At 64.3% G+C, this 13,814-nt stretch carries 17 protein-coding genes; 6 read left to right on the forward strand and 11 right to left on the reverse strand.

Going from position 1 to position 13,814, the window contains the following annotated elements; genetic code table 11:
- Positions 1-90: 90 nt before the first annotated feature.
- The 3 genes from ACVWWD_RS26495 to ACVWWD_RS26505 form a co-directional block, all read right to left on the reverse strand.
- Complete coding sequence (locus ACVWWD_RS26495) at positions 91-1,221, reverse strand: KamA family radical SAM protein (RefSeq protein ID WP_352552027.1); 1,131 nt, start codon at positions 1,219-1,221, stop codon at positions 91-93.
- A gap of 87 nt (positions 1,222-1,308) precedes the next feature.
- A complete protein-coding gene (locus tag ACVWWD_RS26500) occupies positions 1,309-2,205 on the reverse strand; it encodes an NmrA family NAD(P)-binding protein (RefSeq protein ID WP_352552029.1) in 897 nt (298 codons plus the stop codon).
- On the reverse strand, positions 2,202-2,399 hold the full coding sequence (locus ACVWWD_RS26505) for a DUF1127 domain-containing protein (protein WP_023774823.1): 198 nt from the start codon (positions 2,397-2,399) through the stop codon (positions 2,202-2,204). Before ACVWWD_RS26505 ends, ACVWWD_RS26500 begins: the two co-directional genes overlap by 4 nt.
- A 215-nt stretch (positions 2,400-2,614) precedes the next feature.
- Between ACVWWD_RS26505 and ACVWWD_RS26510 the strand changes: the two genes are divergently transcribed.
- Entirely contained in the window at positions 2,615-3,526 is a 912-nt protein-coding gene (locus ACVWWD_RS26510; protein WP_352552032.1) for a transcriptional regulator GcvA, read from the forward strand.
- 74 nt (positions 3,527-3,600) lie between these two features.
- Here ACVWWD_RS26510 and ACVWWD_RS26515 read toward each other — a convergent pair whose 3' ends face one another.
- Positions 3,601-4,053 (reverse strand): winged helix-turn-helix transcriptional regulator, encoded by a 453-nt coding sequence (locus ACVWWD_RS26515; protein WP_457103503.1) that lies wholly within the window; start codon positions 4,051-4,053, stop codon positions 3,601-3,603.
- Positions 4,054-4,218: 165 nt separating this feature from the next.
- On the opposite strand from ACVWWD_RS26515, the gene ACVWWD_RS26520 reads away from it, so the two are divergent.
- Both ACVWWD_RS26520 and ACVWWD_RS26525 read left to right on the forward strand, forming a co-directional pair.
- Positions 4,219-4,461 (forward strand): YciI family protein, encoded by a 243-nt coding sequence (locus ACVWWD_RS26520; RefSeq protein ID WP_352552034.1) that lies wholly within the window; start codon positions 4,219-4,221, stop codon positions 4,459-4,461.
- Between the two features lie 51 nt (positions 4,462-4,512).
- Positions 4,513-5,328, forward strand: coding sequence for an oxidoreductase (locus tag ACVWWD_RS26525; RefSeq protein WP_023784410.1), 816 nt, complete (start codon positions 4,513-4,515; stop codon positions 5,326-5,328).
- A gap of 159 nt (positions 5,329-5,487) precedes the next feature.
- On the opposite strand, the gene arsK is transcribed toward ACVWWD_RS26525, so the two are convergent.
- Genes arsK through ACVWWD_RS26545 form a run of 4 tightly spaced genes read right to left on the reverse strand, consistent with a single transcriptional unit; the run spans position 5,488 to position 8,192 of the window.
- The gene (arsK, locus tag ACVWWD_RS26530) at positions 5,488-6,714 is read right to left on the reverse strand and encodes an arsenite efflux MFS transporter ArsK (protein ID WP_352552037.1); all 1,227 of its coding nucleotides are present in this window, start codon (positions 6,712-6,714) and stop codon (positions 5,488-5,490) included.
- On the reverse strand, positions 6,695-7,108 hold the full coding sequence (gene arsC / locus ACVWWD_RS26535; RefSeq protein WP_352552039.1) for an arsenate reductase (glutaredoxin): 414 nt from the start codon (positions 7,106-7,108) through the stop codon (positions 6,695-6,697). The genes arsK and arsC overlap by 20 nt, the downstream gene beginning before the upstream one ends.
- Positions 7,105-7,797, reverse strand: coding sequence for an MIP/aquaporin family protein (locus ACVWWD_RS26540; protein WP_352552067.1), 693 nt, complete (start codon positions 7,795-7,797; stop codon positions 7,105-7,107). Before ACVWWD_RS26540 ends, arsC begins: the two co-directional genes overlap by 4 nt.
- A gap of 41 nt (positions 7,798-7,838) precedes the next feature.
- Complete coding sequence (locus ACVWWD_RS26545; RefSeq protein ID WP_352552041.1) at positions 7,839-8,192, reverse strand: ArsR/SmtB family transcription factor; 354 nt, start codon at positions 8,190-8,192, stop codon at positions 7,839-7,841.
- A 42-nt stretch (positions 8,193-8,234) separates the two neighbouring features.
- Between ACVWWD_RS26545 and ACVWWD_RS26550 the strand changes: the two genes are divergently transcribed.
- Positions 8,235-8,771, forward strand: coding sequence for a DUF6428 family protein (locus tag ACVWWD_RS26550; RefSeq protein WP_435054034.1), 537 nt, complete (start codon positions 8,235-8,237; stop codon positions 8,769-8,771).
- A 77-nt stretch (positions 8,772-8,848) separates the two neighbouring features.
- On the opposite strand, the gene ACVWWD_RS26555 is transcribed toward ACVWWD_RS26550, so the two are convergent.
- Positions 8,849-9,061 (reverse strand): tautomerase family protein, encoded by a 213-nt coding sequence (locus ACVWWD_RS26555; RefSeq protein WP_023774813.1) that lies wholly within the window; start codon positions 9,059-9,061, stop codon positions 8,849-8,851.
- Between the two features lie 88 nt (positions 9,062-9,149).
- Positions 9,150-9,905, reverse strand: a complete 756-nt coding sequence (locus ACVWWD_RS26560) for an SDR family oxidoreductase (protein ID WP_352552044.1) — start codon at positions 9,903-9,905, stop codon at positions 9,150-9,152.
- Between the two features lie 104 nt (positions 9,906-10,009).
- On the opposite strand from ACVWWD_RS26560, the gene ACVWWD_RS26565 reads away from it, so the two are divergent.
- Both ACVWWD_RS26565 and ACVWWD_RS26570 read left to right on the forward strand, forming a co-directional pair.
- Positions 10,010-10,903, forward strand: a complete 894-nt coding sequence (locus tag ACVWWD_RS26565) for a LysR family transcriptional regulator (RefSeq protein ID WP_352552046.1) — start codon at positions 10,010-10,012, stop codon at positions 10,901-10,903.
- A 149-nt stretch (positions 10,904-11,052) separates the two neighbouring features.
- Positions 11,053-12,711: an acyl-CoA synthetase gene (locus ACVWWD_RS26570; RefSeq protein ID WP_352552048.1), complete on the forward strand. Its 1,659-nt coding sequence runs from the start codon at positions 11,053-11,055 to the stop codon at positions 12,709-12,711.
- Positions 12,712-13,074: 363 nt separating this feature from the next.
- Here the strand turns inward: ACVWWD_RS26570 and ACVWWD_RS26575 are convergent, their stop codons facing one another.
- On the reverse strand, positions 13,075-13,437 hold the full coding sequence (locus ACVWWD_RS26575) for a nuclear transport factor 2 family protein (protein WP_023775101.1): 363 nt from the start codon (positions 13,435-13,437) through the stop codon (positions 13,075-13,077).
- Positions 13,438-13,814 lie beyond the last annotated feature (377 nt).

Genomic DNA, 13,814 nt, shown 5'->3' on the forward strand with positions numbered 1-13,814 from the left:
CAGGCAGGTGAGGGGCAGCGCAAACACTGGCCACTATGAATAGTCGCTATGACGCATGGCGTTATTTATCCAGTGGAAAGCATCATGGCGTCACGAACCGGCATTCGGTTTGCACGAAGACCCTTCGCCGACAATCTCGGTGTACTCTTTCACCTGCCCATCCAGCCCACGTATGCGCCAGCTCTGCCCGTCCTGTTCCTCGACATGGCAAGGTCCGAGCGGCACCTTGCCGCCCCCGTCGGGCAGGTCGAGCACATAGACAGGGTTGCAGATCCCCGACAGGCGCGCGCGCAGCGCTTCCACCAACGCCTGGCCCTGTGCGATCGTGGTGCGCCTGTGCGCCATGCCGCGTGCGAGATCGCCATGATGGAGGTAGTAGGGTTTTATCCCCAGCCGGTACATCAGCTCGCGGCAGAGCTCTTCCAGCGCGTCGACCGTATCGTTGACGCCCTTCAGCAGAACGCTCTGGTTGAGCATCACGAAGCCGGCCTGTCGCAAGGCGCGGCAGGCCACTTCAGTGGCGTCGGTGATCTCGCGCGCGTGGTTGAAATGGGTGACCACCGTCACCATCAGCCGGCCCTGCAGCGCCGCGACCAGCCCTGGCGTGATGCGCGACGGCAGCGCCACCGGCACGCGCGTGTGGAGGCGCAGCAACCTCACATGGGCGATGTCCTCGATGCGCGCCCGGATGTCGGCCACTGCCTTGTCGGGCAGCGACAGCGGATCGCCGCCGGTCAGGATCACTTCGCGGATTTCGGGATGGCCCGATATATAGGCCAGCGCCGGCTCCAGCGCCTCGCGCGTATAGCCACGGCCGATCGACGTCAGCGATTCCTTGCGGAAGCAGAACCGGCAATAGACCGCGCACTGATAGGTCGGGAACAACAGCACCCTATCCGCATGGCGATGCGTCAGGCGCGGCACCGGGCTGAATTCGTGATCGGCGATCGGGTCGCCAAGCTCGCCCTCCGCCTCGTCCAATTCCTCAGGCGACGGGATCACCTGCGCCCGGATCGGGTCGGCGGGATCGTTCCAGTCGATCAAGTCGAGATAGGCCTTTGGCGCGCGCACCTTGTGAAGCGCCGCGGCGGCTTGCGCGGCTTCGCGCTCGGCCGGCGAGAGCGGCAGGGAAGCGAGGTCGCGCACATGGCGCACGCCGGCGCGGACATCGTCTTGCCAGGAGATGTCGGCGGCGCGGGTCGCAGCTTTGAGGTCGGTCATCGGTGTCTCGGCTGTTTTGGGCGGACCTATCGACCGGATGGACAGCGCGGTCAACCGCAGTCGCAACGCCAACCATGTCCCCCGCCTTCACAACCTAGGCCCACCCGCGCCAGCCAGCGCCACAAAAGCGCTTTCGATCGTCTCGAACCTCAGCTCCGGATAAAGCGTCCCGGCTTCCGGGGTGGCCGTCTCAAGCGCGGTTTCGCCGCGGATCCAGAATGCGCGCAGCAATCCAAGGCCGGGAACCGCCGCGATCAGCGCCTCCAGCTCCTCGGCGCTCATCTGCTTGACACGCGGCGAGCGGCCGCTCACTTGCCGCCACAGCTCGATCATCGCGCTCTGCGTAATCTTGTTCTGCGCTATCCGTATCTCGCTGCGAACAGCATTGGGATCCTCCAGCGCGCGCATGGTGACCGCGGCGATATCCTTCTCGCTGACGAAGGTCGCCGGCACGTTGCCCTCGCCATAGAGCGTCACCTCGTCGGGCGGCAGCGGCGACGATCCGAAGCGCGTCAGGTCGCCCAGCGTCGCCACCCAGGTCGAGAAGAAGCCGTTGGTGTAGATCACCGTATAGGGCAGGTCTGCCTCCCGGACCGCGTCGAAGACGGCCCGCTTGATGTCGAGCGGTTCGATCGAGCCGGGCGCGGCGGCGGCAAAGTCGAGGCCGAAGCCGGCGGAGGGCACATAGCGGGAGACGCCGGCATCCCTGATCGCGCGCACCAGCGTCATCTCGCTGGCCGAGCCGACATGCACCGAACTGATGACGCGGTCGACCTTGCCGACGGCGCGCAGAAGACTGTCATAGTCGTCGAGATCGCCGACATGCACGGTGGCGCCGAGCTCCTTCAGCGGGCGCATCCGCGCTTCATTGGCCGAAGTTGCCTGCCGGGCCAGGACATGGAGGCTGTCGCCATTGCGCGCGCTGGCCTTGGCCATCTCGCTGCCGAGCAGTCCGGTGGCGCCGATAATCAGGGTGCTGGTCATATCGCCCTCCCATTGGCCAGAATTTCGTTAGCAAGGATGGAACCATCCCAGTCGCGTTCAAGGCCGATGTCATGCAAACGGCGATCGGGAAGCCGGGAGATCCGGCGCAATGTGCGGCGGCGCTCGAACGCTGCCGCGCTTCGCATGGCAAGGCCGCTCATCGCGGCGCCGATGGGTCGAAGGGTCAAGGTCATGTTCGTCTCCTGTGTTTCACTGGGCGCAAGCCCGCCGATGTCGCCCGGGTGGGGCGAGCATGACGATTGCTCACACTTGTCTGGTCAATTCAGCGCATCGATGAACCGGAAGGCCGGTGTGGATGCTTGGTACGCCTGAATATTGGGGCGTTGAGGGCTGGACGACAAACGACTCTTTGTGCAGGATTTGTGAGCAACACTCACAGGTCGATCCGATGCCGCGCAGACTGCCGCCCCTCACCGCTTTGCCCGCCTTCGACGCGGCCGCCAGGCATTTGAGTTTCTCCAAGGCCGCCGGAGAGCTCAACCTCACCCATGGCGCGGTCAGCCGCGCCATCCGCAACATCGAGGACAGGCTGGGCGTCCAGCTCTTCGATCGCGGCACACGCTCCGTGCGCCTGACCGCTGTCGGCGCGGCCTATGCGGCGGAAGTCGGCAAGGCGCTCGACCAAATCGCCGCCGCCACCATCGCCGCCACGCCCGACCGCTCGACGCGCATCCTCAATGTCAGCACGTCCGACGGTTTCGCCGGCCGCTGGCTGGTGCCGAGGCTGCATCGTTTCCATCGCGCCAATCCCGACATCGACGTGCGGCTGGCGACTTCGGGCGTGCTGGCCGATTTCGTCAGCGACGGCATCGACATATCCATCCGCTACGGCCGCGGCGGCTATAGCGGGGTGACCGCGGAATTCCTCGCCGACGAGGAGGTCTTCCCCGTCTGCAGCCCGGAATTGCTGCAAGGCGAGCATCCGCTGCGGCAGCCGGACGACTTGAGGCACCACAAACTGATCCACGACGCCTTTCGGATCGACTGGGCGACATGGCTTGAGCAGGCCGGTGTCGAAGGCATCGACCCCACACGCGGCGTACGCTTCGATTCCGCCACCTTCGCCGTGGAGGCCGCCGTGCACGGCGAAGGCGTGCTGCTCGGCCGCAGCGCGCTGGTCTCGGCCGACCTCGCGGCAGGCCGGCTGGTCCGGCCCTTCGATCTCGCGCTTAAATCGGCGGCCAGCTACTACGTCGTCTATCCTGAAGGCGCGCTGCGCCAGAAAAAGATCAGGGCGTTCCGCGACTGGCTGTTCGCGGAAGTGGCCGCCGACTGGATTGATGCGAACAAGAGCGGCTGATCCGACGAACGCCCACCTGAATTCCCTCTCTTGCCGGCCAGATATCGCCGTTCGCTCCGGAGTTGCGCATCCAGTCAGTCCGACGGGCCGTCAGGCAGCTTGGGCATGACGATCCGTATGGGACGGCTGCCGATCGGCGCTCCGGTCCCGCGATCGATGCTGACTGGGTCGATCTCGGTTCCTGTCTCGGCGTCGAAGAACCGGGTGAAATTGCCACCGCCCCGGTGCTTGCTGCCCCAAGCGGCGAGCGAGAACAGCACCGGAAGCAAATCCCGACCGGCCTCGGTCAACAGATATTCATCCCGTGGCGGCCGCTCCGAATATCGCCGTTTCTCCAGCAGCCCTTCCTGCGTCAAGGTCGCCAACCGGCTCGTCAGCATCGTCGGAGCGATGCCGAGATTCTTGCGAAATTCGTCGAAACGGCTGAGCCCCGCATGGGCATCGCGCATGATCAACATGCTCCACGCGTCGCCCACCGTGGCGAGGCTGCGGGCGATCAAACAGGGCTGGCTGGAAAGATCCTTCACATCGATACCATTTTGATAGTGACTTACTACTAATTTGATAGTATCTTATCTCGCGAGGCCGTTCCATCGAAAAATGATGGTGACGGCCGCACACGGCGCCGCTGGAGTCCCAAATGAAGTTCTATCTGCAAGTACATCCCGCCCCGTGCCGACTTTCGTGCATCCATGACCGGCGACGAGCGGGAATGGATGAGGCAGCATGGCGCCTTCTTGGACGAGTTGCTCGACCGCGGACTGATCGTCGCCCATGGTCCGGTGATGGATCCAAGTGGCGGCTATGGCTTGTCGCTATTCCGGATCGGCGACGACCAGGACATCAAGGCGATAACCTCCCAAGACCCCATCGTGAGAAATGGCGCCGGCCATTACGAACATCACCCCATGCTTCATTTGAGCGTACACGGCTGACAAGTCCGACAGCACAAAGCGTCATGATCATGCATCTCGAAGGATATTGAAATGAGCAACAAAAATCGCGGCGTCGCCGTCGTCACCGGTGCAGCGGGCGGTATCGGCCTTGCGACAGCCAAAGCCCTTCTGTCGGCCGGCTACCGCGTCTTCGGCACGAGCCGGAAAGCCGCAACCGGGTCACCGCCGGGGATCACGATGCTGAGCTGCGACGTGACCGACGCGGACTCCGTCGCAAGCATGGTGTCGGAGGTCATAAGCCAGGCCGGGCGCATCGACCTGCTTGTCAACAATGCCGGCAATGCCCTGATCGCGGGTGCGGAAGAATCGTCCATCGAACAGGCAAAGACCCTTTTCGACGTCAACGTCTTCGGTCTCATCCGCGTCACAAACGAGGTGCTGCCGATCATGCGACGTCAGGGCGGCGGCCGGATCATCAACATCAGCTCGGTTGTCGGCTTTGTCCCCAGCCCGTTCAGCGCGCTCTACACATCCACGAAACATGCCGTCGAGGGCTACTCCGAGTCGCTGGACCATGAGGTCCGCCCCTTCGGCATTCGCGTCCTGCTGGTCGAACCGGCCTTCACCCGTACGGCTCTCGATCACAATGCGACGAAGCCGGACAGGATGATGAGTGTCTATGACCAGGCGCGGGCAACGGCGACGGCGGTCTGGAACGGCGCGATCGAAAACGGCGATGCTCCCGAGGTCGTCGGACAGGCGGTCCTCACCGCGGCCACCGCGACATCGCCGAAGTTGCGCTATCCCGCCAGCAAGCAGGCGCGGCGCCTGTACCTGCTGCGACGGTTCGTTCCCGCGCATGCTTTCGACAAAAGCCTCCGAAAACAGATGAACCTGCCGTCGTGACAAAGGCGCGTAGCCGCTGTTCGGCGGGCCAGTTTTGAGACGCCAGACATCCGCTGCCGCGGCCGGACGATTTGAGGCACCACAACCCGATCCACGACGGTTCCGAGAGGGGGGTCGGCGGAGTGGCGCCAAACCGCCTTGGGCATCCCTGCCCGCGTTTCAGGTGGCGCTCGACACTTTCGCGATCGCCGCCAGCACCAGCAAAGCCAGACAGCCAACAAGCGCCATCAGGCCCAGCGACCAGGAAATGCCGATATGGGCCATGGCGAATGCCAGGGCGAACGGCGCGACCGCCGAGACGATCAGGCGGGCGGACATGGCGCGTCCCTGCAGCCGGCCGTAGCCTTCGCTGCCGAACAGCGTCAGCGGCAGTGCCCCGGTGACGATGCTGAACAGCCCGTTGCCCATTCCGAAGATGACTGCGAACGCCATTGCGCCGGCGACCGAAGGCGCGGTGCCAAGCAGAATGACCACGCCCGCCGTCATCAGCACGGCTGAGATGATGGCGAGCCGCAGCGGCGGCAGGTTGATCCCGAAGACCATATTGACGAAACGGCTGAGCACCTGTGACGGCCCGAACAGCGTCCCAACGATGGCGGCGGCGGTACCCAGACCGAGCCCGGACAGCAGCGGCACCATGTGGACCAGCACGGCGGCGCTGACCAGGTTCTGGAGCGAGAAAGCGACAACCATCAAGGCAAAGCCGAGCGGCCGCGCCGGGGCCGGCAGCGATCCCGCGACGTGCCGGGGCGGCTCGATCGCCGCGCGCCTGCTCCTGGCCAGCCCCTGCGATAGCCAGGCGTGCAGCGGCAGGCAGACCAGCAGGTTCAGCCCGGCGAAGACGAGGTAGACTTCTCGCCAAGGCAAATGCGCATGCATGGCCGATGTGATCGGCCAGAAGACGGTCGATGCGAAACCGGCGATGAGGGTGAGATAGCTTATGCTGAGCTGCGCGGCACGCGGCCGGATCTGGACCAGCAGCGCGAAGGCCGCGCCGTATTGGACAAGGTTCGATGCGGCCTGCAGCGCAACCAGCGCGGCGACGAAGGCTGGACCGTTGGGCGCATAGGCACAGGCGGCAAGCGAAGCGGCAGCAAGTGCCGAGCCGGCGGTCATGATCCGTCCCCCGCCAAAACGGTCGATCCAGCCGCCGAGCCAGGGTGCGGTCAGCCCGCCGGCCAGCAGCGCGGCCGACAGCGCGCCGAACATCCATTCGGTCGGCCAGCCCATATCCTTCGCCATGTCGCCGGCAAGGATGCTGAAACTGTAATAAAGCGTGCCGTAGCCGATAATCTGGGTGACTCCGAGCGCGGCGACAGCCGCTATCGGCGCACGCTCCGCGGTTTCGGCTTTTGCAAGGCTTCCGTCATTGCCCACCGCGGTCATGGCTCACCACCTCGCCGTCTTCCTTGGTGAACTGGCTCACCGGGTGGTCGAGCAGATCCAGCACAAGCTCGGACGGACGGCACAGCCGTGTCCCTCTCGGCGTTTCGACGATCGGCCGGTTGATCAGGATCGGATGTTCGAGCATGGCATCGAGCAGTTGGCCGTCCGACCATTTTGGGTCGGCCAGGCCCAGTTCGGCATAGGGGGTGCCCTTTTCACGCAGCAAGGCGCGCACGGGAATTTCCAGCGTCGCTATCAATTGCTCCAGCCGCGCACGTGGCGGCGGATGTTTCAGATATTCGACGATGGTCGGCTCCTCGCCGCTCGCCCTGATCATGGCAAGCGTGTTGCGCGAGGTCCCGCAGTCCGGATTATGGTAGATGGTGGTCGTCATGGCCTGGCCTCGACGGTGAGCGGTTGAACGTGCGGCTGCAGCAGCCATGTCGTCAGCGCCAGGGCAATGCCCGCGCCGGCCAGTTCGGCGGCGATGAAGCCCGGCAGGCTTGCCGGACTGATTCCGGAAAAACTGTCCGTCAGTGACCGTGCGGCAGCGACCGCCGGGTTGGCGAACGATGTCGATGCGGTAAACCAGTAGGCGGCAGTGATATAGAGGCCGACCAGCCAGGGGATGGCCGAGCGCTCGAAGCGCAGGCCGGCGAGAATGACCGCCAGCAACCCGAAGGTCGCGATCCCTTCCGAAAGCCAGAGCGCGGGTCCCGTTCGGTCATGCGTCGACAAGGCCAGCGGCGCAAGCCCGAACATCAGGTGCGCGCCGACCGTGCCGGCGACGCCGCCGGAGAATTGGGCGAGCGCGTACCAGGCGCAGTCGCTCGCCGGCAGCCGGCGCGACAGCGCCATGGCCATCGAAACGGCCGGATTGAAATGGGCGCCCGAGACCGGCCCCAGTATCGTGATGAGAACCACGAGGATCGCGCCCGTCGGCAAGGTGTTGCAAAGCAGCGCCAGCGCACGATCGGGCGTCAGCGACCGCGCCATGATGCCGGAGCCGACCACCGTGGCCACCAGCAGGCTCGTGCCGAGAGCTTCCGCCGCGAGCCGGCGCGGCAAATCAAAGCCGGCCATGTCCCGGATGGAGGACGCGCCAGGCACAGGGTGGTCGCAAGTCATCGGGCAGGCTCCCGCGTGTCGGCCGCACAGCAGCCCGGCAACACCGCCGGCGCGCAGATTTCCGGCCGGCCTGAGCAACAATTCTCCATCAGGAAGCGGATAAGACCACTCAGCATGTCGTACTCGGCGCTGTAGACCATGGAGCGGGAAGCGCGGCGCACGCTCACCAGCCCCGCGCGTTCAAGCTCCTTGAGGTGGAAGCTGACATTGGACGCCGAAACCTCGACCTTTTCGGCTATCGCACCGGCGGCGATGCCGTCGGGACCGGCAATCACCAGATGCCGCAACACGCGCAGCCGCGTTTCCTGCGACAGCGCCGCGAAGGCCGACAGGGCTTGACGTTCATTCATATTTCAACAATCCTATAAATATTGAAGCAAGGATTATCGCACATGCTCGCCTCTGACAATCGGGAATTTGGCCCCGTGATCACAGCCGACCCGCGGGACATCACCATGGCCGCCTTGCTGGGCTTTCTGACGGATCACAAGGACAGGCCGCTGGTGTTTTTCTACGAGGGCAGGCCGGTGCTGCCGGGCTACCATGTCACCGAGGTCAAGGCCGGCCGCTTCGACGCGCTCGACTGCGGCGGGAATCCGGAATCCTGGTGGGAGATCTTCGTGCAGCTATGGGACGTCAACGAGGACCGCACCCATATGCCGGCTGGAAAATTCGCGGCGATCATACGGAAAGTGACCGAGCATGTCGGTCTCGACCAAGCGGCCAAGCTGACCTTCGAGGTCAGCGACGGCGTGCGCCCGATGCAACTCTACCGGGCCGCCCTGCCCCGGCTGACCGACGGCGCCGTGCATGTCGAGCTTGCGCCACGGCCAGCGAGTTGCAAGCCGCGCGACCGCTGGCTCGAGGAGGAAAAGAGGGCCAAGGCCTGCTGCGGGCCCTCCGCCGGGCCACGGCCATGCTGCGGCTAGCGAAGGGTCCTTTTGAGTATGCGAGCACCGGAGGCGCAGGCGCGAGCCGTTTCCAGGTCGGCCGAATACCGCCGATCTTAGTCCTTGGCGCGAAAAGCGTCCGGCACCACGAACACCTCGTCGGCGCGGCCATAGCCGCCATCGGCGACTTCCTCCACCAGCACCATCGTGTAGGGCCGCACGCCCTCGCCGAAAAAATCGACGAACATGGCTGTCGTGCGATGGATGAGGTCTTCCTTCTGCGCCTTGGAGAGCGCCGCCCGCGGCATCTTGATGTTGGCGAATGGCATGATCTTTTCCTTGTCTTCTCAATTGTTTGGGGTGGGTTTCAAAATGGGACGGGAGACAGGCCGCCACAGCAGCAGCGGCCAGCCTCCTTCAGATCACGCCGCCATTGGCGCGGATGATTTGCCCGTTGACCCAGGCACTGTCCGGCCCGGCTAGGAACGAGACCACGCCGGCAATGTCGTCGGGCTGGCCGAGCCTGCCGAGCGGGATCATTTTGGCCGTGGCCTCGATCTGCGCCGCGCTCTTGCCATCGGTGAACAGCGCCGTCTCGACTGGTCCGGGCGCCACCGCGTTGACGGTGATGCCGCGCGCGCCAAGCTCCTTGGCCAGGATGTGCGTCATCGCCTCGACCGCCGCCTTGGTGGCGGCATAGACGCCGTAACCCGGCTGATAGAGGCCGACCACGCTGCTCGAAAAATTGACGATGCGGCCACCATCGCGAAGGCGTTTTGCGCCTTCGCGCATGCCACGGAACACGCCGCCGAGATTGATCGCGACCTGGGTGTCGAAGAAGGCGTCATCGGCCTGCGCGATCGGCGAAAGCTTCATGATGCCGGCATTGTTGACCAGGATGTCGATGCCGCCGAACGCCTTCTCGCCCGCATCGAAAAGCTTGGCGATGCCGGCCGGATCCGCGATATCGGCCCGCACGGCGATCGCCTTGCCGCCATCGGCTTCGATGGCGCGCACCAGCGCCTCGGCCTCGGCCTGTCCCCGAGCATAATTGACAACGACGGCGATACCGTCACGGGCGAGGCGCCGCGCGATCGCCGCACCGATGCCTTTGGAGGCGCCGGTCACGATCGCCGCTTTGGTTTGGTCCGTGCTCGTTTGGCCTGAAGTCATGGAAGTCTCTCCTTCTTGTTGGTGAGGTTGATATAGGTGGAGCCAGCTTCCGGGATAATCAGCCCTGTCTTGACATCACTATTCGGAAACTGCGAACAAAGAGCATGGATCGTCTGGACACGATGCGGCTCTTCGTTCGCGTGCTGGAACGGCGTAGCTTCACCGCTGCCGCCGCCGATCTCGGCCTGCCGCGCTCGACCGCAACGGAAGCGATCCGGCGGCTGGAAGAACATCTCGGCGCAAGGCTGCTGGAGCGCACCACACGCCAGGTAAACGCCACGCAGGACGGCGAGGCCTATTACCGGCGCTGCCTGTCCATCCTGGCCGAGATCGAGGATGCAGAGGCCGCCTTCCACAATGCGGAACCCTTCGGCCTGCTGCGCATCGACGCCAGCACGCTGCTCACCCGCACCTTCCTGTTGCCGCGCCTGCCGCAATTCCTCGCCCGCTTTCCGCGCGTCGACCTGCAGATCGGCCAGAGCGACCGGCTGGTCGACCTCGTGCGCGAGGGTGTCGACTGCGTCATCCGCGTCGGCGAACCGCCCGACAGCGGCATGATCATGCGCCGCCTTGGCATGATCCGCGAGATGACCTGCGCCAGCCCCGCCTATCTCTCTCGCCACGGCACGCCCGCCTCCCCCGATGCGCTCGACGGCCACCAGGCTGTCGGCTTCGTCTCGTCGCGAACCGGCGAGGTGCTGCCCTTCGAATTCACCGTTGGCGGCAAGACCCACGAGGTCCGGCTGCCCGGCCGCGTCGCCGCCAACAATTCCGACACCGCCGCCGACCTCGCCCGGCTTGGCCTCGGCCTCATCCAGGCACCGCGCTACCGCTTCGAGAAGGATTTGGCGGAGGGAACACTGGTCGAGGTGCTGGCCGAGTATCCGCCCTCGCCGACACCGCTGTCGGCGCTCTATCCGCAAAACCGGCAGCTTTCGCCGCGCCTGCGCGTCTTTCTCGACTGGGCGGCACGCATCTTCGCCGAGGCGAACTTGTAAGAGCAATTCCAGTGTGTAGCGGTTTTCTGTCCGGTATTGCGTCAACACAAAGGAACAGGCACTCGCCGTTGCCCATCGGCGCCATCTGATGTCAATGTCGCCGCGACAGCGCGCCATGGGGAGATGGCGCGCCGCCAGGGAGGATTTTCATGACCAAGACGCAAGCCGGCTTGCCGCGCTATGACGATGCCGTTGCAAGCTTTCGTATCGAGGACGAGATTGCCAGACTGCAGGGCGACCCCGCGACCGGCATCAACGCATATGTCGAATGCTGCGGCCGGCATACCGGACGAAACCGCCTGGCGCTGCGCGCCATCTCGGCCGACGGCGAACTCACCGAATTCAGCTTCGAGGATCTCGCCGACATGTCGGGCCGGGTCGGCACTCTGCTGAAGGAGTTGGGCGTCGGCCCGGGCGATGTCGTGGCCGGAATGCTGCCGCGCATCCCCGAACTGCTGGCGCTTATCCTCGGCGCCTGGCGCATCGGCGCGGTCTACCAGCCGCTGTTCACCGCCTTCGGCCCGAAGGCGATCGAACACCGGCTCGGCTACAGCGGCGCAAAGCTGGTGGCGACCAATGCGGCCAATCGCGGCAAGCTCGACGAGGTCGCGAACCCTCCGCGAATAGCCACTATCCTCGGGGCGGGCGACGCCCTGCCTCCGGGCGACATCGATTTCCGCGTCGCCCTTGCCGCCGCTTCACCCAACTGCGCCCCGGTGATGTGCAAGGGCGAAGACCTGTTCATGATGATGTCGACCTCGGGCACCACCGGCCTGCCCAAGGGCGTGCCGGTACCGCTCAACGCGCTGCTCGCCTTCGGCGCCTATATGCGCGACGCGATCAGCCTGCGCCCAAACGACATCTTCTGGAACATCGCCGATCCCGGCTGGGCCTATGGCCTCTACTACGCCATCACGGGACCCCTGCTGCTCGGCATCGCCACGACCTTCAACGAGGGCGCCTTCACCGCCAAAAACACCTATGATGTCATCGAGCGGCTCGGCGTCACCAGTCTCGCCGGCTCCCCCACGGCCTTCCGCCTGCTGCTCGCCGAAGGTCCCGACGCCGCCGCGCGTGCAAAAGGCCGGCTGCGCGTGGTGAGCAGCGCCGGCGAGCCGCTCAACCCGGAAGTGATCCGCTGGTTTGACGCCCACCTCGCCGCGCCGATCCACGACCATTATGGCCAGACCGAGAACGGCATGATGGTCAACAATCACCATGGCCTGGCGCACCCCGTCCGCGCCGGCTCGGCTGGCTTTGCCATGCCGGGCTACCGCATGGTGGTGTTGGACGAGGCCGGCAACGAGCTCGGCCCCAACCAGCCCGGCATCCTTGCCGTCGACATCGCCAACTCGCCGCTGCGCTGGTTCGACGGCTACCACCAGGCCGAAACGCCGGCCATATCGGGCGGCTACTACCGAACGGGCGACACGGTGGAATACGAGCCGGACGGCTCGGTCTCCTTCATCGGCCGCGCCGACGACGTCATAACCTCGTCCGGCTACCGCATCGGCCCCTTCGACGTCGAAAGCGCGCTGATCGAACATCCCGCCGTCAACGAGGCGGCGGTGGTCGGCGTGCCCGACCCCCAGCGCACCGAGATCGTCAAGGCCTTCGTCATCCTGGCGCCCGCCTACGAAGGCAGCACGGAACTCGCCGAAGAACTGGCGCGACATGTCCGCAAACGCCTCTCGGCCCATGCCTATCCGCGCGAGATCGACTTCGTCGGGGAATTGCCGAAGACCCCGAGCGGCAAGATCCAACGGTTTTTGTTGCGCATGGCTGAGGTGGAGAAGAGGAAGGGTTGAAGGGCGGCGGGAAGATTGGAGTCGGTCCTGCGCCAATTGCTGAGACTTGCAGAGGAGGGGGTGGAAAAGCGACCTTTAAGAAAGGCATGACCTGCGCTGACGCGCATAAATTTCCGCGGCAATCAATTTTTGAATTTGCCACGGGTTGCGATCGCGAATGCCATGTTATTCCAACTTGCTGATGGTGTTGGACGCATGCTGCGCAGCTGATCCCCAATGGCCTGCCGCTCGGGAGAGTACGCTGGCAACTTTGGAGAGAGGTCTCTTGCCAGGGTGCGCGCCACCACCGCGCAAAGCTGTAAAAAGCGAAAACCTGCAGACGCCCGTCTGCCGTTCAACTGCGATCGTCGATACGGATCATCCCTATTGATGAAGGTGATAGAGCTTGCTGACGATCTTCCACTCTCCGGAGATCTTGAGCAGGGAAAGATAATCGGTGAACTTCATGCTCCCGAACTCGTTCTCGATCTTGACGATGCCTGCGTCGTTGGTGACGTCGATTAAGCTGATCGTCCAGCTTGGGCCGTGATTCGGCGGCAGGCCCGCACCCAGTACCTCGCCTACATAGGCATCCACGGATAGCCATTCGACCGCGTTTTGATAATTGCCGATCACGGATGCAGAGGGATGGAAGATAGATCGCAGCCCTTCCTCGTCAGCAACTGACATGGCTAGGATATAGCGTTCAACGGCAGCGCTTATCAGCCCTTCATCGGTCTGTGACATCAAGGCAGCTCCAATCCTTACCCAACGGCATACTGCAATTGAAAGCCATAAGCCACCTCATGGCGTCGCTTCACGTCCCCATCGCCTCGCACCTGTCGAAGTTATAACTGCCGCCAGGCGTAAGCGGGCGTGGTTCAAATGAGGAGTTTGGATTGGCTGAGCATTGATGAGTTTCAATGAGAGATGCGTCCCGAAAATCAAGTGTGAACCTGGCTTCGTTTGCGCCATCATCGATGCCCCGCATGGCAGACTTTGGAGGCGGAAGCTGCCGAACTTCTTTTGGTGCAAAAGTTGCCATGTCCGCGCGCTCCCTGTGGCTCCATATTGCTTAGTGGCTGGCTGGACAGGCGCATTAAAGGCAAAGTTGGGTTCGGGCG

The sequence above is a fragment of the Mesorhizobium sp. URHB0026 genome, from assembly GCF_054059755.1.